The organism is candidate division WOR-1 bacterium RIFOXYB2_FULL_36_35 (assembly GCA_001771505.1).
Classification (GTDB): domain Bacteria; phylum Margulisbacteria; class WOR-1; order XYC2-FULL-46-14; family XYC2-FULL-37-10; genus XYB2-FULL-36-35.
The window spans coordinates 1-23,696 of sequence record MEUA01000006.1; the positions used below are offsets into that span (position 1 = coordinate 1).

Genomic DNA, 23,696 nt, shown 5'->3' on the forward strand with positions numbered 1-23,696 from the left:
ATTAATTTCCCAGAATTTACCCATCGGCTAAATTGAACCTTAATGTATTTATCGTCAAGCCCTTTTTTAGTTAATAAATTTGGCGAGACAATTGGAATTTGCCCAAACAACTTAATAATGTCATCATATTTCATGGCAGTATATTATCATAAATGATAACATACTGCAACAGTTTTTTGCTTAAAAATTGTGAAGCAAAACCATTGTTGGACATTCGACATTGCCGTACATGCCGCCTGCCTGACGGCAGGCAGGGCAAGGCAGGGGAATTGGATATTTATTCTTATACATTTACACCCTTTATTTCACACAACCTTCATTTTTGTCCTCCTATCAAACTATCGTTAATAGGTAGTACTTATACTATTTACCATCATTATATGTTTTAGTCTCTTTATAAAAGGACTTTTTAAATTAGAAACCGGACATTTTTATGTTGCCCATACCGGACATTATCACGTTGCTGCTACATGAAGTTTTTTGAAATTGCTAAAAAATCTGAATTTTGCTAAAATAGTTATGAGCATTCCCCGGTAGCGCAGTGGTAGCGCAGTTGACTGTTAATCAATTGGTCGTAGGTTCGAATCCTACCCGGGGAGCCATTCTCTGGCTCGGCTCTTCTCCAACAACGGGGGCAAGCACCCAATTTAAGCACATAACGCTTTTCGGCCAAATCCATAACAACAACCTTTACCTTTTCTTTTCCATTTAGATTGTTGCTGGGCTTTAACCGTTTTATAATCCTGTTTCAAGATTTGATAAATTTTTTTCTATGCGCAATAAAATTACCTCTTTCTTAATAAAAATAGTGCGATCATAAATTCAATTCATGATCGCACTTTCTTAGTGGCAACCTATTTTTTCCTGATCTTAAGCCCAATCACCAGCGCGGCTAGCGCAACTCCCGCCAAGATCATAGGAGCATTACTTCCAATTCCGCCAATTTTCTCTTCGATTTTTTCTTTCATCGGATCAATGAATATACGCTTCAATTCCCTATATTTATCTAAAGCCACCTCCTTTACCCTCTCCTTGTCGTTTTTAACCGCTTCAATAATCGTTTCGAGTGCTTCTGTCAGCTTTTCTTCATCTTTATTCATCTTATGTTCCATTACCATCACCTCCTTATTGATAATTATTTTAATCATGCGATAAAATGGCTGAATTAAAAAGTGCTTGCTTTCCGAAGTTGTTGACTTTTTTCCCCTAGCCCGTATCCGATTTCTTAAATATTATAATTAGTGGCTCGCCAAGCCCCTTTCCCTGTTAGTTGTAACTTCTATAAGCTTTTTTTTATCTGCTTCATTGCGGTTTTTACCATTCTTCCAAAACTTTTATCTTTCCGTCTTTTTTCTAAGCTTGTCATATCATAGTAGTCAGATTCTTTTTTCAACTTAATATAGCCGTCATATTTTTCACAACTCAATTCGCCAGATTCAACGGCAGAAAGAACATTGCATCCTGGTTCGTGTTCATGCGTACAATTAACAAATTTACAATATTTCCCCAATTGTTCTATTTCAGAAAATACACTACTAACACCATCTTTTGCGTCAGCCAAGCCGATCTCCCTCATGCCCGGATTATCAATTATCATTCCGTAACCATCAAGAACAAAGATTTCCCGATGAGTGGTAGCGTGTTTACCCTTTTTTGTATGGGTGCTAATTTCTTTTGTTTTTAATAGTTCTTTACTAAAGTCACGGTCGACTGCCTGTACCATATTCGAGCTCAACAATATTTACCAAATCGCCGACTACGAGGTAATCAAGTTGGGAGACCGCCTGATACATTGTTTTGCCGGTCACTTCAGCCCAAAATTCTTTAATTCCGGAAATTACTCTGTATTTTCCACGGTATTGAGCCACCACTCTAGCAATTATGTAATTAGATTTATTTTGTTTCACTATTTTTAGATTATATCAAAGCATCTTGAAGTCCAAAAGAATTAAGAATCAGACAATTAAGAAACTCATTCAAGAGAAAAAAGAAATTTTGCTTCGCAAAGACAAGAAAATCACCTAATATAATTATAGGCGGCAGAAGTAAACTCAATTTCATCTATTGAAGTATCGCTAAAGGCTTCGATTTTTACTTGGCTATCGCCAGTCATTTGAACAACCATTATTCCAACTCGATTTGCTTCTTGACTTGATGAATATAATTTGTAGGTTGCTTTTCCACTGGCAACTGTAATACTTGCTGGATCATCCGCTGCATTTTGGACATAATAAACACCTTTAGAAAAAACTGTGCCACCAACCGATATCATGATTTGGGTTGGGTCATAATTATCATAAACAAATGCAACCTCTTTTGTCCCTACCGCCGGACTAGAAGTAATATCTGTTTCTGTAACATCACTAAGGAACCAACCACCAATCAATTTCCCTGCTTGATCATAACAAAATTTACCATCCTTATCGGATCCTAAACGTCTTACAGTATCGTAAAGCTGGCTTTTAATCGGTTCTATGAAATATTTTAAAGGCGCATCACTGTAAATATTCATCGTGACATAATGACTGGTATTAATAAATGCCTGAGGAGAATTGCGATTCAAAACCCCCAAGTCAACCGCGGCCGCATGTTTACTCGCCACTCCCAGTTGTTGGCCGGCAGTTACTGTATCACCCTTTTTTAAGTTTGAATCTGCTACAAGGTGAATTAAATAATAAGAATAATTGTTCTTTACACCAATGGTTAAACGATTATCATGTTCAGATCCATAGTTAAATGCGTAGACTTCCAATATTTTACCGCTTGATGGTGCATAAACAGGAATAGTTTCTGTGGCATCATCATGAGTAAAATAAATATGATCAGTTGGCAAAGTATGATCTGAAGGATTTAGGTTTCCAAGTGGCACAATATACTTGTAATTGCTACCAGCCACAGGTGAAACCTCAAAACTAATTACACCTTCTGGCAAGGTGGAATCAAAAACCAAAGCTAGAGGATCATCTTCGCTTCCTCCAGTGCCAGAATCTCCATTTTTTGCGCCACAACCTGCCAAACATAGCATCAATAAAAAAATAACCCCATATTTTAGCCAATTAATCAATTTGTTTTTCAAGATTTTTCCATCCTTTTAGGCGAATTGTAAGGCATTAGAAAAATAAAATCAAGGAATCAATTTAATTTGTAGCGGCAACGTGATAATGGAGAAGAGTTACTTTGAATTCAATGCATGCATTATTATATTTGACCCATAAAACAGGTTCTAACATCCTCCAGCCAGCGGAGCCACTCTTTATTTTAGTTTTTTTATCTGCTTCATTAAGAACTCTACATCCTGGTTCTTGCTGATGTGTGCAATCAAAAAATCTACAGCCCTTACCCAGTTGTTCAATTTCAGAAAATACATTACTTGAAAATTTTGGAATTATAATAAATGAACAGAAAGTGGTTATATGATAACGTTAAACAAATGCCTTACTATGTCTACATCCTCGAATGTTCCAATAAAGCCCTATACACAGGTATTACAACCGATCTTGAAAGGCGTCTGAAAGAACATCAGACCGGGAAGGGTTGTCATTACACAAAACATAACCCTGGTGTAAAAATTCGTTATGTTGAAAAACATCCAAATCGAAGCTCCGCTACAAAAAGAGAGGCAGAGATTAAAAAATGGTCAATTTGCTACCTTTTTTGAATTTTCGCTTTGATTTTATCGATATATATGTAGAAAATTCTAGTTTTAAATCCTTTAATTATAAGGGATTTCTATGAAATTTTGGATGAAGTTTCTTTGTCTTTGGAGTAAAATAAATGGTTAATTATGCAGGCATTCGAATAGATGGTATTGACGCGCGCACTAATCTGCAAGGATTTTGTGTCATTTATGACCAATTCAAACCACGCGATTTAAAAGGCAATCAAACAGCTTCACAAATTCTTTTATCATTAACAAGTCGAAAAATATGGGATTATGAATCTTTTTCAAATATACTTATTAAAATGGCAACAACTGGAGAGTATATACCAGCAAGACATCAGCCTGATTACATAAATATGGGAACTAAACCAAATAGCCTTGGAGAAACTGCTGATAAATTAGAAACGCTAACAATGGAAAAGACTAGAGAACATGCAAGAACTTTTTTGGTAGATGTAGATAAAGAAATCTTACTCCTCTCAGAACAAATTACAGTTGGAACTTATAACGAGGTTGCTGTTTTTTGGGATACTCCCTTTCTTCGAGAACAATATTGCAAAAGAAGCACAAGTATACATACTCATGATCCAAGAAATATAAGTGGAACAAGTGATGCAGAACTTAAATCATTTTTAGAAAATATTAATACTTCCACCGAAATTTATTCATTAAGCGGGTTGCATTTCAGTAATCCAGATTTTGAAGTATTTCTAAAAGATGGGCAACAAACTTGCATGATTGTTGGTTGGCGAGGAGCTAAAATGATGATATTAAAGACCTCTGCAACACAAAGGGATATTCCTAAAGAAATAATTCAAAATCAAATAGAAAGAATGGAAAAAGATTTTATAAGCAGAAGGCTGACATTTCAAAGTCAAATGGCTCACATGAAACGAATTTGCAGTACCTTTGGTTTAATTTTGTATGTCGTGCCACCAGGCAATATGGATTTAGCAAAAAGAGTACCTTTAATTAACTAAAACAAACCAATCTGATTTTCGCTATGTGGGCTAGACTTTGTTTTTTTTAATCATTGCGCTGGTTGCGGGTCTGTTGGGATATACGAATATTGCGGGCTTTTCCTTTGAAATTGCCAAAATGCTCTTTTTTATCTTTTTGGTGCTATTTTTTGTGTTTCTGGTTTTTGGGATAGGATTCTTTTCAAGATTTTAGGAAAGCATCTTTATTTACTTGCGAAAAAGATAATTGCGCAACAAGTTGCTGCGCAATTACCCCTTATTTTAGTTTTTTTATCTGCTTCATTGCGGTTTTTACCATTTTTCCAAAACTCTTATCTTTCCGTCTTTTTTCTAAGCTTGTCATATCATAGTAGTCAGATTCTTTTTTAAGTTTGATATAGCTGTCATATTTTTCATCACTTAACTCTCCAGATTCTACGGCAGCAAGGACTCTACATCCTGGTTCGTGCTGATGTGTGCAATCAATAAATCTACAACCTTTGCTCAGTTGTTCAATTTCAGAAAATACACTACTAACACCATCTTTTGCATCAGCCAAGCCGATCTCCCTCATGCCCGGATTATCAATAATCATTCCGCCACCATCAAGAACAAAAAGTTCCCGATGAGTGGTCGCGTGTTTACCCTTTTTTGTATGAGCACTAATTTCTTTTGTTTTTAATAGTTCTTTACCTAACAATTTATTTATAATAGATGACTTGCCAACCCCCGAGGATCCAAGCAAACAATATATCTGGTTTGGTAATATCTCTTTTCTAATACTATCAATGCCACTCTCAGCTAATATACTGACCGTTATTATAGGAATATCTTTGAAGCGATCACCCATCAAAGTAATTTTTTCTTTAAGTTCTTCGGATGTAATAAGATCAGATTTGCTCAAGACAAATACCGGACTTATCTTTGCAGCCGCTACGATAGTAAGATAGCGTTCAAAACGATTTAAATTAAAATCACGGTCGACTGCCTGTACTATAAAGGCAGTATCAATATTAGAAGCAATTGGCTGGACAGAATCTTTACCTGCCGATTTTCTTTGCAAAATATTTTTTCTTGGCAGAACAGCCTCAATAATCGCATTACCATATTCGAGCTCAACAATATTTACCAAATCGCCGACTACGGGGTAATCAAGCTGGGAGACCGCCTGATACATTGTTTTGCCGGTCACTTCAGCCCAAAATTCTTTAGCGCCAGAATTAATTCTATATTTTCCACGGTATTGAGCCACCACCCTGGCAATAATGTAATTAGATTTATTTTGTTTCACTATTTTTAAATTATATCAAAATTATTTAGATTAGGATTATTTTATGTATAACATTATATCAGGAACAGGCTCACGTTCTTCTCTTTTTGTTCCCCAAAGTTCAAATAGCTCTTCATCGGGGGGCAATCCTATTCGATCAAAAAAACATCTATCCCCCCAATTTTTTGTGAAAAAGCGTGTTCCTGCTTTTCTTGAACGAACCATCCCTTCTGACATTTCATCTGTGGCTTCTTCAAAAGCTTCATCTCTTGTTGCAAAAGTAAAGAGGTGCATTCCTCCGATTAAATAAAGTCTGCCTGTTGCTATATCTACCCCAAAATGTTTTGCAATAAGACCATCATAAAACATGATTCCTCTTTCAATCATTTTCAATATTAATTCTCTTGCTTTATTTTCAATTCCAGTTGTGCCTGTCATTTGGCATGTATTGGATAGGGGGCCTTTTAGGCAAACTGCTTGATATAGTTGCACAATAACAAAGGAATGCCTAATTCCATGAATTAAGGCATCTTCCAATATAATAAAAGGAGCTACTATTCCTCCTAAATTTTGTTTTGTAAACTCTAATGCCCCCCGCGTTGTTCTGGGTTGGGGGACTTTGATAACTACGGGAAAAAGTGGCAGGAGCCGTTGTTCTCCTGGGCGAAAAACAACATCAAAACTTGATTTTGCGCCCACTCTTTCATCTCTTCCTAGTGCTGTAAGATCATTTTCTCCTATAACCTGTCTTAATATTTCAACTTGATGGGGTGTCAACCTATCTGCTGGCTTAAGTTTTACTGTTGATATCCCAGGATTTCCTCTAACCATTTTAACTAAATATTCAATTTTTGGTTGATTTCCATATATCATATTTATCAATATTTTTACAGCTTTGTTTTTTTTTCGATCAGACCACAAAAGAATTTCACTTTTATTTAAGAATTACATTTTTATCTGAATTTTCATGTCAATTTTTAGAATATATAGTAAGAGATTAGGGCTTTGAAAATATGTGTGATACAAATATCAGGAATAAATAAATGAAAATAACAGGTCATAATGTTTATCATCTATCGGGCTGTACCTCAACGGCGATATCTCTTATAGCAAGAGCCGCGTTTCAAGTTGTTAAACATATAAGAGAAAAACAGTATGCCGCTATTATTATTTCTGGTAAAAGTAGAATTATTTCCCGAGTATTACTTGAAGCTGCATGGCGAAAAGTCTATCCTAGTTTAAAAATGCCAAAAATTTTCGGGTTTAATAATAGGGGCAATCAGCTTTTATATAAAGATTTAGATGTATTAGAAGACTATGAACAAAGAATGGGAATGATTGAAGAATTTATATTAGCTGAATTCCCAGACTTAAATTTTTTTAGGGATAAAAAAGTTTGTTTTGTGGATGATTTTATTAATAGTGGAGTGAAAGGTGGAGGTCTTTCTCTAGCTTTTGAAAGTCTTGGATTTAAGTCTTTTGAATTTGCGTTTTTTGTGGGAAATCATAATCTAAATTATTATCCATCTTGGTTTTCAAAAATAAGTTATATAGCCGTAAGTGAACATGAAGTATATAAGGAAATAGAGAAAAGGGCTGATAGCATGGAGCTTTTTGTAAGACCTGACGCTGATAGCATAGAAGTATATGAGAGAAGAGTATATCAGGGAAGGCCTGACTTGGAAAGAAAATTTCAAATATTTTTAGGGTTGCTTGTAAAAGAGATAAAATCTACACAAACAACAGCAATTTAACCCCGATTGTTCATAGACGAACAGAATTCTAGCAGAATGTTGGAAATTTCCCGAGGTATGAACCCCGATATCCTAATCGGGGTGAATAATCGGGGTTAAGTAAATGATTCTATGGATAATTTTAACTCTGATTATCCTAATCGGGGTTAAGCTGAAATTTAACATTGTTTCTTGCTATATATATATATATGGAGAATTCGTAGGACATCAAACTTCTGAATTAACCATAGTTCTTAGTTATATTGAAATTTTTTACCCTCTAGTTTTTGGGTTACCAACAACCAATTCAATTTTGCTTTAACTATTTCTTCCGGGTGAGTTGATATTCTGTTGTGTGCAGTTCCTTGAAGTGTAATAAGATTAACATCAGCCCCTGAACTTTCAAATAACTTTACTGTCTCGTTTTTTGTTGATTGTTTAATCATAGGGTCGTTACTATAATATATAATCAAAATTTTCTTACCTTTCAATTCATTTAGACTTAAGATGGGACGGAAGTTGTCAGGGTAGGGAAGCCCAAGTTGAATTATTGCTCTCCCAGATTCATAATCTGTCTCTGCCAATTTCATACAAAATTCTAACCTCTTACGTTCAGTTTGATCTTCTGTATGAGATTCCCCACGAAATAAGGCTTGAGGGATTTTAGCAACAAAATAACCTGCCGCAAGTTCCGGCAAACTGGCTACAACTGATACAGCAGAAAAAAATGTTGCCCTTACCATGTCGGAGCTTCCATTTGCAACAATCCCCAATACTTGTTTGTAAGCTTTTTTATAAGCATATTTGTTAGATCTTTTAATATTGAGCATTACCATGAATGCCAACCGTCCACCCATACTGTGTCCATTTATCACTATTCTTTTATTAGGGTTCATGGTTGCTATTTCCACCACAGATTTTGTTATTACGTCAGCATAATATTCGAGGGAATAATCTTTAAATTCACTTAAAGGTCTTATAATTCTATCCCCCAAATGTCCCGGAAGTGTTAAGGCTATTGTTTCAAGTCCATTTTCTGCATTAAGTATATTATGTAGATTTGTATATAAAGGATGCTGATTAGTTCCGTTTAAACCGATCTCAATCATATCTTTTAATTCCGTGTTAATGGCGCTTCCAATAGGGGCATATCTTAATCCATATATAAATTCCTGATTGCCTATATGAACCTGGAAATCAGTTCTGCTAAAAACTGATTCATTAAGATTAACTATGCTTAAAAAGCGTGTTAATGGTTGTGTACTAACAGGAAATGTTATTTGCATTTTTAATATACCTTCAACCTTATATAAGAATTATCATGAGTTGTTTTCACCCCCGATTATGATAATCGGGGTTCATGTATCTGTTTCGACGTAGCAACAGCAAAATTTCAGAGTTTGATAACAATTTTAACCTGAAATTTTAAAAAAAAGATGAAGATAAGCATTCACAGAAACTGTTAAAAAAATATTTTCTATCAATCATAAAAAAATAAAAAAAGGAGTTATCACATGTCAATAACAACAAATAGAATAAAAAATCTTATTTCAAATTATTTTTTAAGAGAAAGAGTCAAATTAGCCGACTCACAATTACAGCATCTAAGAGGATTTTATGATGATGTTCTGCGGCTTTCAGATGATGTTGGTCTTTCTGGTGAAGATATAATTAACTTGAGCCGCATTGAATTGTCTTTAGGCATGGAGAGTACTGCGCGTTCAAGGTTAAATTCATTGACAAAATGCTATTTGAGAAAAAAGCGTATGTGGTCAGAGGAAGATATTAGAAATTGTTTATTTCTTGCTTCTTCAGAAAAACTTTCGGTTCAAGATCGTTCAGTTCTGCTTTCGGTTTCTCTTGATGGAATAATGAATGATTATATTCTAAACCCTGTAGTAAACTCTGTTATAGACGATGATGAGGCGGGAATAGTAAAAACAGATTATAAATTTATGGATGCCGTTAATCTTTATTACACAAAAGCTGCTTTATCAATTTTATCTTTAAATTATCAATCGAACGATGCTGCTCGACAGCTTCTTTCCATGATTTTGGACGATAATAAAATATCTGTTGATAATATTAGAAAAAAGATTCTTGCCTCGCAGGAGGAATATGAGGAATATTCGGAAAAGTTTCAAACAGCATTAACTGATTTCCTTGCAGGGCTTGATGTGATAATTGATGAAATAGACAAAAGAATATTGGCCTTGTTTGCTCCTTGTATTGCAATAGTTAACGGAGAACCGGATCGCGCAAATAAAATTTTGGAGGAAGCTGTTGCAGCGGCAAGGGAGCGTAAAGATGATAATGCGTTAATTTCTTTGGCATATAGTTACAGTTTGCGTGGGATGATTCTTAAGGCAAAAGAACTTTTGCATTCTGTATTGAAATCTTATATGGATATTGATGACCAATATTTTTTTCTTGTTTTGAAGGATTTATCGGTCACGGATCAATTGGAAGCAATTAATAAAATTCTTGAGACTATAAGAAGTAAAAAAAATGTAGAATTTTACTTACTTGAAGCGGCTATTGTTTGCCTTAAATTGGGACATTGTAACATGGCTTCAGATCTGTTGGATGAAGTCAATAGAACGATGCCTTCAGAGACTGAAAAGGGACTTATTTATAAAATATTCTTGATAAACAGAATGGCTGTTGCGCTTTACATAGGTGGTCGTAAGGAACAGGCTAAAGCGATGTTTTTTAGCGCGCTTGCATTAGCAAATGCAATTCAAGAAAAAATGGACAGGATGTTAGGCGATACAACTGTTGATAAAATAAATAAATATAAAAAATTATTATCAGATGAAATACAATCAGATGAATGCCGAGAAATGATTGAAACAGAATATTTAGAAATGGAAGCTTTTGAATTATTAATTCCTACGGCAATACTGCTTGAGGAAAGTGCCATAGCAAAAGATTTACTTAGCAAAAATGTTATTTCACCATATTGTAAAGGAGAGTATGATGAGACCGCATTTTCTAATATACTTATATTGGTGGCTGATGCGATAGAAAGCTGACGAGTAAACCCTGCGCCAAGAGCGCAGAGCATTTTAGTTATCTTCTATTTCGATAAAAAGAATGAAAACCTCTTGGCCTTTGATCCGGAGGTGCTTCAAACCCGCGAGCATTGCTTAATTCGGTATGTTTGGTTATAGGTAAAATACTGCGCATTAGTCTTTCAATTTTTTTTATATCTCCATGCTGATCTGGAGTCGCAAAAGAGATGGCGTTCCCTTCATGTCCTGCTCTGCCTGTGCGTCCTATGCGATGCACATATTTTTCTGAATCTTCTGGCAGGTCATAATTTATAACAAGTTCAATTCCTTTAACATCTATTCCACGGGCGGCAATGTCTGTTGCGACAAGTATGCGATATTTCCCTGTTTTAAATCCTTCCAAAGCTTCGCGTCTTTGAGTCAGAGATCTTCTTGAGTGAATTGTTGTTGTATTGTAGCCTAGTGATCTTAATCCTATTGTAACTCGTGTTGCGCCTATCTTTGTTCTTGTAAATACAAGGACAGCGCCTCGATATTGATCAAGAATTTTTGCGAGAAGTTTTGGTTTTTCCTCTTTTTTAATGATAAAAACTTCCTGCCTCACTTTTTCCGCAGGGGTCCCTGATTTTGCGATCTCTATACTAACAGGAAGTTTCATATAAGAAGCCGCAATTTTCACGATCCTTTCGGGAATAGTTGCGGAAAAAAGCATTGTCTGTCTTTCATGTGGCAAATGTTGTAAGATTTTGTCAATTTGTGGCGCAAAGCCCATATCAAGCATTAGGTCTGCTTCATCCAGGACTAAAATCGCGACATCATCTAGTCTAAGATTTCCCTGTCTTAAGTGATCAATTAATCTGCCAGGAGTTGCAATAATTATACGAGGATTTCTGCGAAGCTCTTGTATTTGATTATAAATAGAAGCTCCGCCGATAAGAACCGCGGTTCTCATTGAAAGGAGTTTGCCAAGTTTATATATTGTTTCTTCAACCTGGATAGCAAGTTCACGTGTTGGCACAAGAATAAGTCCGCGAGCCTGAAGGGAGACAAGGCGTTGAATCATGGGGATTCCAAATGCCAATGTCTTTCCGGTTCCTGTCTGCGCAATTCCTACGATATCTTTTGCATCAATTGCAATAGGAATTGCCTTTGCCTGAATAGGGGTGGGGACTTTAAATTTCATCCGATCAAGTATCTCAATAATTTTTGGAGCAATCCCAAGCCCGTAAAAACTACTTTGATTTCCTTGATTTGATTGGTTATTCATATTATACAGTATAACACAAAAAAATATCCCATGTTCATGCCGAACAATATTAACCCCGATTATTCATACCAGGTGGTTTACTTTTTACAATTTTTGCAATAAGAATCATGCATACATTTAACAAAAGATCTTACAATTACAAAAATAATCATCAGTAGTATTATCTGACCAAACAATGTCCAACTCATTTTATATCCCCTCCTTTTGAGTAATTAGTGTGAGTCCCCACACCAAAGATTTTTGGTGTGGGGATGAGTGTGTGTATTTAGAGGTTAGCTAAGGACTAAAGACTCGCGCTTACACTATTTACTCTTCTCTTTATGTTCAGTCTTATTTTAACCCAAACATAAAAACAAGAGCAATAATTATGCGATAAACACCAAAAAAGATAAAAGAGTGCTTTTTTATGTATCGCAATAAAAATTCTATACTAAAAAGAGCAATAATAAATGATACGACAAACCCAATAGCCAAAACACCTATTTGATTTAGTGTAAAAGAATGTCCGGTTTTTAAAACATCTAAAGCCGATGCTGCAAGCATAGTAGGTACTGCAAGCAGGAAAGAAAATTCAACAATAGTTTTTCTTTTAAGCCCAAGAGAAAGTCCTCCTATTATTGTTGCGGCAGATCTTGAAACTCCCGGGAACATTGCAAACGATTGAAAAAGACCTATTGTGATGCACTTTGAATAGGGGATCTTTGAAATATCTTCTACTGCCATTTCACTTTCTTTATGGAAAAGCTCAAATATAATCAAAAAGATACCACCCAAAAGAAGAGACCATACAATTATGGTTTCATTAGATATCAAATATCCTTTGATAAATTTATAAAGAGTAAAACCCAAAATCGCGGTTGGTATAAATGCGGCAATTATTCTTTTTAGACTTTCAAAATCAACCAAAAATCTTTTCCAGTAAAGGACTAAAACGGAAAGAATCGCGCCAAATTGAATAATTATCTCAAAGCTTTTTACAAAGTCAGATTGGGCAATATTTAAAACCTTTGCGGCAAGCACCATATGCGCAGTTGACGAGATAGGCAGAAACTCCGTAATACCTTCAACAATTCCGATTATTATGCTGTGGAGTATATCCATGGAGTGTATTATAGCAGATAGGGAGAAAATGCAAATATATATCCTTGTATGAGTTTACCTCGATTATGATAATCGGGGTTTAGTTTTTTCAAAGGTTCCAAAAAAAGAATTTTGTTGCCATCCGAAAACTTATATGTAAGCAGAAGTTTTCTACAGCCAAAAAAATCTCATTAGGAATAACAGGTACATGTTCTTCACTTTATTCGGAAAACGATTTGCGGAAACGCCATAAACCAACTGCAAAAGAGACTACTCCCAGCGTCAATAAAGAACAAAAATCTTTCCACATGAAACAAATAGAGTTCCCTTTTAAAAATACTCCGTGAGCTAAATTTAGATAATATTTTAGAGGAGAAAAGCTTATTAACCCCTGCATTACCACAGGTAATGATTCAACGGGGACATACATGCCGGACAATAAAAGTATCGGCAAGATAAGAAGAAAAGATATTAAGATTGTTTCAGAAAGACTGTTGGATACAGTGGCGATAAGCAATCCATAGCCTGTTAAAGTAAAAATATAAAGCAGCGTTACTATAAATAGATCCCAGATGGTTCCTGCCAGAGGTACGCCTAAAGGCATCAAGACTACAAATAAGGCTATAAAAACGACCATAAAAATTACTCCCATCATAGTAATAATTTTAGGCAGTATAATTTCATATGTCTTTAAAGGTGAGATCATCAGTTGTTCAATTGTGCCAAACTGTTTTTCGTTGACAATAGCTGTGGTTATAAGCACCAGGCCTAAAAGCGTAATGACTGTATACAATTCCTGCAAAGAGAGGACCCAGCCTTCATTAAGCGATGTATTGGAGTAAAAAAATGGGCGCATCTGTACATCTGGCACTTCTTGTCTGCCTCCGGACCCTTTTAATCTGGCGGTCCATAAATCGATATTATATTCTGAAATGATGCTGTGAATGTAGTTTAAAGCAATTTCCGAGGCATTGCTGTTTGTTCCATCCAATATAATTTGCAGATTGGCGGTTTTGTTGGCAGCAATATCGCCTGCAAAACCCTTTGGGAATGTAATCGCCGCAGAGACGGTGCCGTCTTCTATAAGTTTTTTTAATTCATCTTCTTCATTAATGTAAGTTTTTACATGAAAATATGGCGAGCGGAACCGACGCACAATTTCCTGGCTTTTTACGCTGCGATCCATATCATAAATGGCCAGAGGGAAAAAATTAGGATCTGTAGACGTTGTGCTGGTTTGATAAATGTCAAAAGTCGAAAAATAAAGGACTACCAATAATAAAACCGTGTTTCTTAAAAAGAGAAGATATTCCTTTCTCATTAAATTAAACCATTTATAAAACATATCAGCCAATCCTTTTTTTGAAAATTAAGATGGAAGCGCCGTAAAAAACGATACAGGAAAGCAATAACATTATTAGGCTGTTTTGCACATCATAAAAATCTGCGCCCCTGATCATAACTTTTCTTGCGACATCGATATAATGGGTTATAGGCAGCAAATAAGAAATAACTCTGTTATCTTCGCTTAAACATATTACAGGCGTAAGAATTCCACTGTAAGTGAAGGTGAATGTCAAAGTGAGAATTGTTGTCAGCAATATGGCTGTGGCCTGGCTGGTTATAAAAACTGCAATGAATAGGCCTATGCCGACCGAGGCCGCAGAGAAAAGAAGCGAAGCGATTAAAAAGGCTAAGATTGAACCACGCATCGGTACTCCCGAGATTAAAACCGCATGGACAAAACACAACAAACTCTGTAAAAAAGCAATAATTACATAAGGAAGCATTTTACCGATCAAATATTCGGTTTTTGTAACACTAGAACAATAAAAATTCAAAATGGAACGGGTCTCTTTCTCTTTTGTCAATGAGAGTGTTGCCATTATGGCAGGGAAAAATATGATAGTTAGGGCAAATAGCCCGGGCAGCATAAAATAATTCCCGTTAAATGTTGGGTTATACCAAACTGTGGCACTTATATCTATAGGAATATTAGCGCTGCTTCCCAAATACCTGACAAAATATTGATCTAAAATATTTAAGTTAAAAGAGCTGACTACCGCTTGAATATATCCTTCGCTGATAAGAGCATAATTGGGATAAGATCCGTCAATAAGCGCTTGAACTATGACAGAGGAGTTTCTTTCAAGTTTTGCCGCAAAATCATGAGGAATAATTACTCCTGCCCGTAATTCAGCTAGATCAAGACCTTTTTTAAGTTCGTTTTTGTCCTTGAATGTTCTCTCTATTTTAAAAATTCCACTGTTTTGGAATGTGTCCTGCAAACTTCTGCTTAAAGCGGATTTATCCATATCCAAAATCCCCAGAGTGAGGTTTTTTACGTCAACTGGCAATCCATAAGCGTGAAGCAGATAAAGCAAAATAGGACCAAAAACAAGGACCAGAAAAAGTAACAAATTTCTTTTAAGCTCCAAATACTCTTTTTTAGCTACGGCAATTAACCTGATCCAAGAAAACATTATGCGCGCTCCTTTGTGTTTTCACAAAAAAACGTGAAAACGTTATCAAAAGGGATTGATTGTTCATGGATACCTCTTAAAATAACAGATTTTTCAGCTAAAACATCTTTTATTTTTTTGATGTCATTTTCCCTCTCTTTTATATAAACATGCACGTGCGATCCATATTCAAAACAGTATTGAAAATTATCTTTTAATGCATTAAATGAGATCGCTTGATTATCCGTGGAGATTTTCATGAGGGTTCCCATATCTTCTTGAACTCTTTTTCGTAATTTTTCCGCGTTACCTGTGGCGACAATGTTGCCTTGATTAATCAGAATAATCTTGTCGCAATATTCAGCTTCATCCAAGTGATGAGTTGAAACAAGAATTGTCACTCCCATTTGACGGGATAAGAGAATGATAGTTTCCCAAAATTTTTTTCTGGCAAGAGGGTCTACTCCGGAGGTTGGCTCATCCAAAAAAACACAAGTAGGCTTATGAATTATTGCGCATCCTAGGGCTAAACGTTGTTTAATGCCTAATGGCAAGTCATTTGTTATAGAGTTTTCTTTGCCTTCCAAATCTGTGATTTGTAAAATCAATTTCCTCCGTTTTAAAACCTCTTTTCGATCAACTTCATAAATACTTCCATAAAGCTCTATGTTTTCTGATACTGTGAGATTACCATATAGAGAAAATCTTTGAGACATATAGCCGATACTTTTTTTGATGTTTGAAACATCTTTATTTAAATTAAATTCCGCTATGGTGCAAATCCCCGAAGTTGGGGTAAGGAGTCCGCATAACATTTTTATAGTGGTAGTTTTTCCGGCTCCGTTAGGGCCTAAAAAACCGAAAATCTCACCTTGTTTTATTTCAAAACTTATTTTGTTTACTGCAGTAAAGTTTTTGAACTTTTTTTCCAGATTTTCCGCCTTAATTATTGTTTGTGATGTATTTTGAGGGGAAATTTCTTTTTTTTGGAAAAACTCCGATAAAGCTTTTTCATTAATGATATTATCTTTAGCGTTTGAGATATGAGAGAGAAACAGGTCTAATATTCCTGCGGTTTCACCTTTAACCGATTTCAATTTAGAAACAAGATCTCCGGGTTCTCCCATCTCCAGAATCTCTCCCTTATGCATTAAAGCAACTCTATGGCAGCGCGCTGCCTCATCCAGATAAGAAGTTGTCAAGAGAACAGTTACTCCGCTTGTTTCTACCATGTCGTTAAGCAAGAGCCAAAGATCGCGTCTTGAGATGGGATCAACACCGGTTGTTGGTTCATCGAGCAGAATCAATTTGGGCTCATGGATCAGTGTGCAGCAGAGTGCCAATTTCTGCTGCATGCCGCCTGAAAGATTCTTTGCAGGACGGTCGCGAAAAGTTTCAAGTTGCGTCTTTTTTAGTAGGAGAGTTTTTTTCTCTTCTCGTTTTTTGGGGTCTACCTGGTTGATTTGTGCAAAATAATTGATATTTTCTTCTACACTCAGTTCCTGGGCTAAAGCCAGGCCTAAACCTTGAGGCAGAAATCCAATAAAGTTTTTTATCCCTTCCGGATTTTTTAATACATTTTTGCCCACCACTGATACATTGCCTTTATCTGGTTTTAGTATGCCGGAAATAATATGAATGAGGGTGCTTTTGCCTGCTCCGTCCGGCCCGATCAGCCCAAATATTTCCCCACTTTTTATTTGAAGAGAGAGATTGGATATAGCTGGTAATTTTTTGTACTTTTTTGAAACTTGACTGACATCAATGATATTGTTAGTATTTTCGGGTTTTCCACTTCCAGGTAAGGTATCAATTGAGAACTTACCAGTCAACATTTTTATCAATTCGTATAATGGCTTCTGCAGGCATGCCTGGTTTTAGTTTATAGCCTTTGTTCTCTTTAATTTTCAACTTAATTTCAAAAACCATATTTGCGCGTTGGCTTTTGGTTTCCACATTTTTTGGGGTAAATTCCGCTTTTTCAGCTATTTTATTGACAACGGCATCAAAAGGTTCAAGAGGAAAAGCATCTGAATAAATTTTTGCTTCATCATTTAGAGATATTTTTCCGGCAATTTCTGTCGGGAGAAAAGCTTTTAAAAAAAGATCATTCATGTTGATGATTGTAACTAGTGGTACTCCAACGCCAACGACTTCTCCTACTTGCACAATTTTTGTCATGATTTTGCCTGATGTAGGGGCGGTAATTACCGTATCAGCCTTGTCTGCCATCAGCTTTTCCAATTGATTTTTAGCGGCCAAGAAATCTTCTTTTGCCACAAGATATTTACTTTCTACTTCATCGTAAGACTGTTTTTCTATCGCATTTCCTTTTACAAGCTGGGTGGCTCGATCAAACTCTTTTTTTGTGAGTTTTAAATTTAATTCGGCTTTGCGAAGATACGCTTCAGCCTGGCCTATAATGGAATTAAGTTGTGGGGAATCTATGATAGCAATCTTCTCACCTTCTATTACAGATTGGCCCTCTTCAACATTAAAGTTAATAACTTTTCCGGCCACTTCTGATGCCGCGTGGTATTCTGTCCCTTCAATCCTGCCACTAATTTTTATAAAACCGTTGGTGTCTTTATTTATACCAAACAGATTTCCGGCAAAAACTAATAAACCATATAAGATGATGCAAAAAAGTATGGCTGACAAAATTATTGATAGCTTGATTTTCATTTTTATATTTCCCAATGTATTGTCAAATAGTTTGAGGACGTATTGTAAAATATTTCAAAGAGAATATCAATCAACTAAAATAATTTGTAAAAGCTCATTGCTTTTTCATCCTATAAATATTAGCATTACAATACTATGACTAAAAAACAAAAAGCTCCTTTTGACATGAAATCATCTTTTATGGATTCTGAAGTTTTAATCGCAAATAAGCAGTTGGGAAAAACTTTATTCAATGACCCCGTTATTCTTTCACGTTTATTTAAGCGCATCACCAATAAAACTCTAAAGAACATTTGCCCTGATAAAAGACGTGTAATTACGCGGCTTTTCCGTCCTTCAAGGGAAACACATGTCATAAATATTATCAATCGTCTCTTGGCGTTGGATGAAAACAGTGTTAAAGAGATACTCAAACAGACGCTCAAGGATTTTGCCCACCGTCATAAGGATCTTCATTCTGTGTTGCTAAATAACTATCAGAGAATTATAGGATATATAAAGGATCCTGCCTCCCTCTCAGAGGAGAGGAAGTTGTTGGTTGGCGCCTGTTTTACGATGGAATATTCCATCGAATCGGCAGCCCTTTTTAATCCTTCAATTGTTATTTATCCCAAGCAGAACAATTTGAAAAAAGGGCAAACCCGCGTTATTTTTAGTTTTCGCGCGACAGGCGAAGGGCATATATCATCGATTGTTTTTCGCAGTGCAATTATTGACAAAGACAATTCAATTTTCCTAGAACCTGTCAGCCCGTTTATTGGAACTCCTGAGGTTGTTTTGAATGCGACTTATGACAGGGAGTTGTTCAAGGCCAAACTTGAGGAGATGGGGCAGTTGAGCGAAGGAGCCAATGCGATCCATCAATATCTTCCGAACAAGTTTACTCTAAACGACATGGATAAAGCCATTACTGTGGTTTGCAACAGTAATGTATTTGCTCCTGCTGATTTGGAAAATACTGTAGTTGATATCAAGTGGCTGGCAGAATCCAATTATGAAATATTTTTCCCTCATGGGCAGTTGATTTCAGAAAGGGTAATCTTCCCATTGTCGCAAAATGAGAGCAACGGCGTGGAAGACGCTCGCTTTGTCTTATTTACTGATGAGAAAAATAATGGCAAAGTTACTTATTATGCTACATATACCGCTTATAATGGACGTGAGATCCTGCCTCAGTTGATAGAAACACAAGACTTCCATCATTTTAAAATCTCAACATTAAATGGGCCTATGGCACGTAATAAAGGGATGGCTCTTTTCCCTCGTAAAATTAACGGACTATATGCTATGGTCACCAGGATTGACGGGGAAAATCTTTATTTAAGCTATTCCAATAATATTAATTTCTGGTTTGAAGGAGTAAAGATTGAAGCTCCGGAAAATTCCTGGGAACTTCTCCAAATCGGTAATTGTGGGTCACCCATTGAAACTAAAAAAGGATGGATACTTCTGACTCACGGAGTAGGACCTATGCGTAAGTATTGCATTGGTGTTGTTCTTTTAGATTTAAATGACCCTTCGAAAATAATAGGGAAGCTAAAAGAACCTCTGCTTATACCAAGAGAAGGAGAGCGCGAAGGCTATGTGCCAAACGTAGTTTATAGTTGTGGTTCCATCATCCTCAACGGCGAATTAATTATTCCTTACGCTATTTCCGATTCTGAATCGCATGTTGCAAGTATTCCTGTAGAAGAGCTCCTTGAAAAACTGTTAAAAAAAAGTTAATCAACAGTTGCAATCTCATATTCTTCTATTACGGCTAAGAGAGCCATTAGGAAAGAAACTGTACTTTCTCCCCCCTGGTTTAAACTGATCCCTTCTGGCAACAAGCCATCTGCACAGCCTTTGGTTTCATGATCATACAAAGACATTCCCATATCGTTTTCTCCCAGAAACCAGCCAAAAGCCCGTCGCATCTTTTTTAAATATTCCTTATCTTGAGTAACCCGATAAGCTGATTGATAAGCTAAAACCATGGCTGTTGCATCAATTGGCTGCTGGTCATATTTTGCTTTTATCCCACCTCTTTTATACCAGCCACGTGATCCGACAATGGAAAGGCGTCCATTATGAATAATATTTTTTTCCAAAAACTTCAGAGCTTCTTTTGCTACCTGTAAATATCTTTCCTCACGGAGAACTGAATAAGTTTGAAATAGAGCCATCGGCATAATTCCATTATCATAACAAATGATATCTTCAAACCATTGCCATTTATCATCAGAAACCTTTTTATACAAATCTAATAAATAGTCCGCGCATTCACGAAGCTTTGCCGACACACTCTCATCGCCCTGATAGCAACGCATATATGATACCAATCCCAACATAGCCAGAGCTTTTCCTCTCAGGTTCAAGCTGTGCACATGAGGCAATGCCTTCTGGAAACACTCATAAGCCAAAGATCTGTAGGCATCACGCGGAGGCCGCCAGATTATATAACCAAGCGCCCAAAATGCCCGACCAAAAGCATCATCTGACCCTGTCTCATCGAGGAAATGGTGCTGATAATCGATAAAATTACGGAAGCGCCCATCTTCCGTTTGCATAAAATGTGTAAAACTGAAAAAAGTGGAGATTAATTCTTTTGCGTCATCGTCGCGCAAGAGAAAAAATGCCCAAGCGCATAACATGAGCGCACGGGAGTTATCGTCCAGACAATAACCGGTATGCCGGTTGGGAACAATATATTTAGCATGCTGGATCAGTCCTGTGCCATCGGTTAAGCGTCTTAAATGCGTTAAATCAAACGGTGGCTCACGAAATAGCAGCCCGGGAGTTTTTAGCAATAAAGATCTTTTAGTTGCGGTAGCAGATGTTTTCTTGAATATTTCTACATATTTTTCCGCTACTTTTTCCCATCTCATCTGCCGTCCGAATTTATAAGTCTTTTCTCTCAGAGCCTTTAATGTTATTTTGTTTGACAACAGAGAGTGCAGAGCAGAAGCCAGCGCTTCGGTATCCCCAAAGTTTATCAATCGTCCTCTTTCTTCTCCAAGCATCTCTTTCGCATACCAGTAAGGGGTGGAAATTATTGCGTTTCCAGCTCCGATCGCGTAGGAGAGAGTTCCGCTGACAATTTGTGCCTCGTTTAAATAAGGAGTTATATAGATATCCGCGGCCATAAGCCAGGCATAGAGTTCTTCTAAGTTTACAAATCTGTTGTCAAAGATGACATGCTCCTGCAGTCCTAATTCATCGACCAGAGCAATAAGGCTTGTCCGATATTTTTCACCATATTCTTTAAGAATATTTGGATGAGTTTTTCCAAGAACTACATAAATCAACCGTGGGAACTCCTGGACTATTTTAGGAAGGGCTTTAATAACAACCTCGATTCCTTTGTTTGGACTAAGCAGACCAAAAGTTAACAAAGTCTGGTTCCCTTCCACCTGAAAGCGTTTTTTGTAGTGGCTATTGTCTATTGAGGTAAAATCAGGCGTTCCGTGATAAAGCATTCGAATCTTTTCTATTGGGATGTCGTAAACTTCATGTAATAAATTTACAGCCAGATTACTCATTACAACAAGGTAGTTGGCTCGATGAGCCAGCTCCTGGATAATTTTTTTCTGGTTGGGAGTTGGATTTTTGAGTACCGTATGCAGAACCACAACCACAGGAACGCTAAGGTTGGAAATTAAAGATAAGATATAAATACCGTCCCAGCCGCCATAGATTCCGTATTCATGTTGGACACAAACCAGGTCTGCGTTACTTGTATTTATAAAATTGGCAGCTTCAAAATAATCTTTTTGTTGTGACTGCCTCATAGTAAATTCAACTCTGCTGGGATAATTGTAGCCTCTATCCGTATCATTGACAGCAACTGCAAAAATATTAGAGCGTGGTGAAAGTAATTTTGCTGTGGCTTCACAAAGATTGGCAGTAAAAGTGGCAATCCCGCAAATACGAGGAGAATAATTACCAACAAATGCAATGTTTAGCATAGGTTTCAACATATACGTTAACTCTATCTGATATCATGGTTAGTTGCAACCTAAAAAAGGCTAATAGAACTGTTGCGAAATGTATAATTTCTGCAGGGTGACATTTTGCAACAGTCCACTAATCCAAACTCCTTAACCCCGATTAGGATAATCGGGGTTAATCTCTCTTAACCACTTCCAGTATCTCTTTGGGACCATCTGTTGCATGTAGCGTAGATTTTTGCGTTCGGGAATATATTGGCTTTTGTAAAAAGTAAGCCATAACTTTTCGAATGGATCGATGGGGGTTGGCGGTAACGACGCGATTAATCGCGTCGTTACCGCGATTTGCCCGTCTTTGCCGATAAAAGCCTCTTTACCAAAAGAGATCATTATCTTATATGTCGGAAACCTGTTCATAAAATGAAGAATTATAATCTCGCCTGTTTTATGCCGCAATTCAAACTCACCGTACAGTACATTATGCTGGTCTATAGGACGGAGCCTTATAAAAGAGACCGCTCGCATCTTTTCCACCTTAACCTGCCGCGCCCAGTTACGAAATTGCTTTGCTTCATGAGATACTTTGCATAAAACATAACTTACCCCATTTTCTTCCAATTGTTTTATAACTGCATCAATTATTTTCTGGTCGCATTTTGAATGGAGTAGGGCGTAGAAGAGTTCGGATTTGAAAATAGTTAAACCCTCACTACTCCTTTCCCGAACCCTCACCCAGTTTTTCGAATGTTTTAATACTGGGAGGCTTTCGCCCTCTCCCAAAGGGAGAGGGATTTGTTGGCAAATTGTTTGATAGTCATTCTTCTTTGTTTCTTTTATGCCTTTAATAGTTCCACCTGTCTTCTTGCTAACCCGCTTTTCTCTGTCTGAAATAGTTCCAACTGTTGCGCTGTCAAAAACGTTTGTGACCTTGCACCAAGTTTTCCATTGACTGTAATAAACGGAGCCGCCCGTTTCGTAACAACCCCCAGATTTTTAAGTTCCTTGATATCTTTTAATTTATACTCTTTCCTAACCCTGTAAATTCTCCTTGCGGAAGTAACACCAATCCCGGGAATTTTTAAAAGGTCATCGTACGATGCTTTGTTTATTTCAAGTGGAAACCGCTCTTTGTTTTTTAACGCAAAGGCAAGTTTGGGGTCGATGTTTAAAATAAGATTTCCTTCGTCATCAAGCATGATTTCTGAAAGATTGAAATTGTAGAAGCGCAATAGCCAGTCGGCCTGGTAAAGGCGGTGCTCTCTTAATAGAGGGACAGAGGGGAATGGAGCGTGAGAGAGTGTACTGTTTACAGTGTACTGTGTACTGTAGGGAGGCAAAGAGTTTTCAACAGGGATAAAGGCTGAAAAGTAGGCTCTTTTTAGTGATTTGTGTTTGTAGAGCCAGTTTGTTGTCTTTAGCAGTTCCGCGTCGGTTTCGCCAGCCGCCCCAACGACAAATTGCGTGGTGTGGCCTGCGCGAACAAGGCCACGATCTACCTGTTTTTGGATGAGTGACATTGTATCAAGAAGATCGGATTTAAAATCTTTTTCTTCCGCTATCATCTTTAGCCTGTTGGGATTGGGGGCTTCGAGATTAATTGATAAGCGGGTTGCCAGGCGGGCTCCGCGTTCTACTA

General features: G+C 36.8%; 19 protein-coding genes, 1 tRNA gene and 1 pseudogene. 6 read left to right on the plus strand and 15 right to left on the minus strand.

What is annotated here, in order from left to right; genetic code table 11:
- The first annotated feature begins 527 nt into the window (after positions 1-527).
- Positions 528-602, plus strand: a tRNA-Asn gene (locus A2290_06650).
- A 252-nt stretch (positions 603-854) separates the two neighbouring features.
- Here the strand turns inward: A2290_06650 and A2290_06655 are convergent.
- The 3 genes from A2290_06655 to A2290_06665 all read right to left on the minus strand — a co-directional run bounded on the left by A2290_06655 (position 855) and on the right by A2290_06665 (position 3,076).
- Positions 855-1,112, minus strand: a complete 258-nt coding sequence (locus A2290_06655) for a hypothetical protein (GenBank protein ID OGC16576.1) — start codon at positions 1,110-1,112, stop codon at positions 855-857.
- A gap of 167 nt (positions 1,113-1,279) precedes the next feature.
- Positions 1,280-1,723 (minus strand): hypothetical protein, encoded by a 444-nt coding sequence (locus tag A2290_06660; protein OGC16577.1) that lies wholly within the window; start codon positions 1,721-1,723, stop codon positions 1,280-1,282.
- 294 nt (positions 1,724-2,017) lie between these two features.
- Positions 2,018-3,076 carry a hypothetical protein gene (locus tag A2290_06665; GenBank protein OGC16578.1) on the minus strand — a complete coding sequence of 353 codons (1,059 nt, stop codon included), beginning with the start codon at positions 3,074-3,076 and terminating at the stop codon, positions 2,018-2,020.
- Positions 3,077-3,430: 354 nt separating this feature from the next.
- On the opposite strand from A2290_06665, the gene A2290_06670 reads away from it, so the two are divergent.
- Positions 3,431-3,658: a hypothetical protein gene (locus A2290_06670; GenBank protein OGC16592.1), complete on the plus strand. Its 228-nt coding sequence runs from the start codon at positions 3,431-3,433 to the stop codon at positions 3,656-3,658.
- 116 nt (positions 3,659-3,774) lie between these two features.
- Positions 3,775-4,641: a hypothetical protein gene (locus A2290_06675; protein OGC16579.1), complete on the plus strand. Its 867-nt coding sequence runs from the start codon at positions 3,775-3,777 to the stop codon at positions 4,639-4,641.
- A 256-nt stretch (positions 4,642-4,897) separates the two neighbouring features.
- Here A2290_06675 and A2290_06680 read toward each other — a convergent pair whose 3' ends face one another.
- Both A2290_06680 and A2290_06685 read right to left on the minus strand, forming a co-directional pair.
- Positions 4,898-5,914 carry a ribosome small subunit-dependent GTPase A gene (locus tag A2290_06680; GenBank protein OGC16580.1) on the minus strand — a complete coding sequence of 339 codons (1,017 nt, stop codon included), beginning with the start codon at positions 5,912-5,914 and terminating at the stop codon, positions 4,898-4,900.
- Positions 5,915-5,947: 33 nt separating this feature from the next.
- Positions 5,948-6,811 carry a hypothetical protein gene (locus A2290_06685; GenBank protein ID OGC16581.1) on the minus strand — a complete coding sequence of 288 codons (864 nt, stop codon included), beginning with the start codon at positions 6,809-6,811 and terminating at the stop codon, positions 5,948-5,950.
- Between the two features lie 122 nt (positions 6,812-6,933).
- Between A2290_06685 and A2290_06690 the strand changes: the two genes are divergently transcribed.
- Positions 6,934-7,644: a hypothetical protein gene (locus A2290_06690; GenBank protein ID OGC16582.1), complete on the plus strand. Its 711-nt coding sequence runs from the start codon at positions 6,934-6,936 to the stop codon at positions 7,642-7,644.
- 233 nt (positions 7,645-7,877) lie between these two features.
- On the opposite strand, the gene A2290_06695 is transcribed toward A2290_06690, so the two are convergent.
- Complete coding sequence (locus A2290_06695) at positions 7,878-8,909, minus strand: hypothetical protein (GenBank protein OGC16583.1); 1,032 nt, start codon at positions 8,907-8,909, stop codon at positions 7,878-7,880.
- A gap of 228 nt (positions 8,910-9,137) precedes the next feature.
- Between A2290_06695 and A2290_06700 the strand changes: the two genes are divergently transcribed.
- The gene (locus A2290_06700) at positions 9,138-10,658 is read left to right on the plus strand and encodes a hypothetical protein (GenBank protein ID OGC16584.1); all 1,521 of its coding nucleotides are present in this window, start codon (positions 9,138-9,140) and stop codon (positions 10,656-10,658) included.
- Between the two features lie 37 nt (positions 10,659-10,695).
- Here A2290_06700 and A2290_06705 read toward each other — a convergent pair whose 3' ends face one another.
- From A2290_06705 to A2290_06730, 6 genes are all read right to left on the minus strand, one after another.
- A complete protein-coding gene (locus A2290_06705) occupies positions 10,696-11,904 on the minus strand; it encodes a hypothetical protein (protein ID OGC16585.1) in 1,209 nt (402 codons plus the stop codon).
- Positions 11,905-12,234: 330 nt separating this feature from the next.
- Positions 12,235-13,005: an undecaprenyl-diphosphatase UppP gene (locus A2290_06710; protein ID OGC16586.1), complete on the minus strand. Its 771-nt coding sequence runs from the start codon at positions 13,003-13,005 to the stop codon at positions 12,235-12,237.
- A gap of 199 nt (positions 13,006-13,204) precedes the next feature.
- On the minus strand, positions 13,205-14,329 hold the full coding sequence (locus tag A2290_06715) for a hypothetical protein (GenBank protein ID OGC16587.1): 1,125 nt from the start codon (positions 14,327-14,329) through the stop codon (positions 13,205-13,207).
- Position 14,330: 1 nt separating this feature from the next.
- Positions 14,331-15,467, minus strand: a complete 1,137-nt coding sequence (locus A2290_06720) for a hypothetical protein (protein OGC16588.1) — start codon at positions 15,465-15,467, stop codon at positions 14,331-14,333.
- Positions 15,467-17,281: a hypothetical protein gene (locus A2290_06725; protein ID OGC16589.1), complete on the minus strand. Its 1,815-nt coding sequence runs from the start codon at positions 17,279-17,281 to the stop codon at positions 15,467-15,469. Before A2290_06725 ends, A2290_06720 begins: the two co-directional genes overlap by 1 nt.
- Complete coding sequence (locus tag A2290_06730; protein ID OGC16590.1) at positions 17,268-18,131, minus strand: hypothetical protein; 864 nt, start codon at positions 18,129-18,131, stop codon at positions 17,268-17,270. Before A2290_06730 ends, A2290_06725 begins: the two co-directional genes overlap by 14 nt.
- A gap of 267 nt (positions 18,132-18,398) precedes the next feature.
- Between A2290_06730 and A2290_06735 the strand changes: the two genes are divergently transcribed.
- The gene (locus A2290_06735) at positions 18,399-19,856 is read left to right on the plus strand and encodes a hypothetical protein (protein ID OGC16593.1); all 1,458 of its coding nucleotides are present in this window, start codon (positions 18,399-18,401) and stop codon (positions 19,854-19,856) included.
- On the opposite strand, the gene A2290_06740 is transcribed toward A2290_06735, so the two are convergent.
- From A2290_06740 to A2290_06750, 3 genes and pseudogenes are all read right to left on the minus strand, one after another.
- Complete coding sequence (locus tag A2290_06740; GenBank protein ID OGC16594.1) at positions 19,853-22,078, minus strand: hypothetical protein; 2,226 nt, start codon at positions 22,076-22,078, stop codon at positions 19,853-19,855. The genes A2290_06735 and A2290_06740 overlap by 4 nt on opposite strands.
- A 132-nt stretch (positions 22,079-22,210) precedes the next feature.
- On the minus strand, positions 22,211-22,792 hold the full coding sequence (locus tag A2290_06745) for a hypothetical protein (protein OGC16591.1): 582 nt from the start codon (positions 22,790-22,792) through the stop codon (positions 22,211-22,213).
- 101 nt (positions 22,793-22,893) lie between these two features.
- Positions 22,894-23,696 (minus strand): annotated as a pseudogene (locus tag A2290_06750) (hypothetical protein).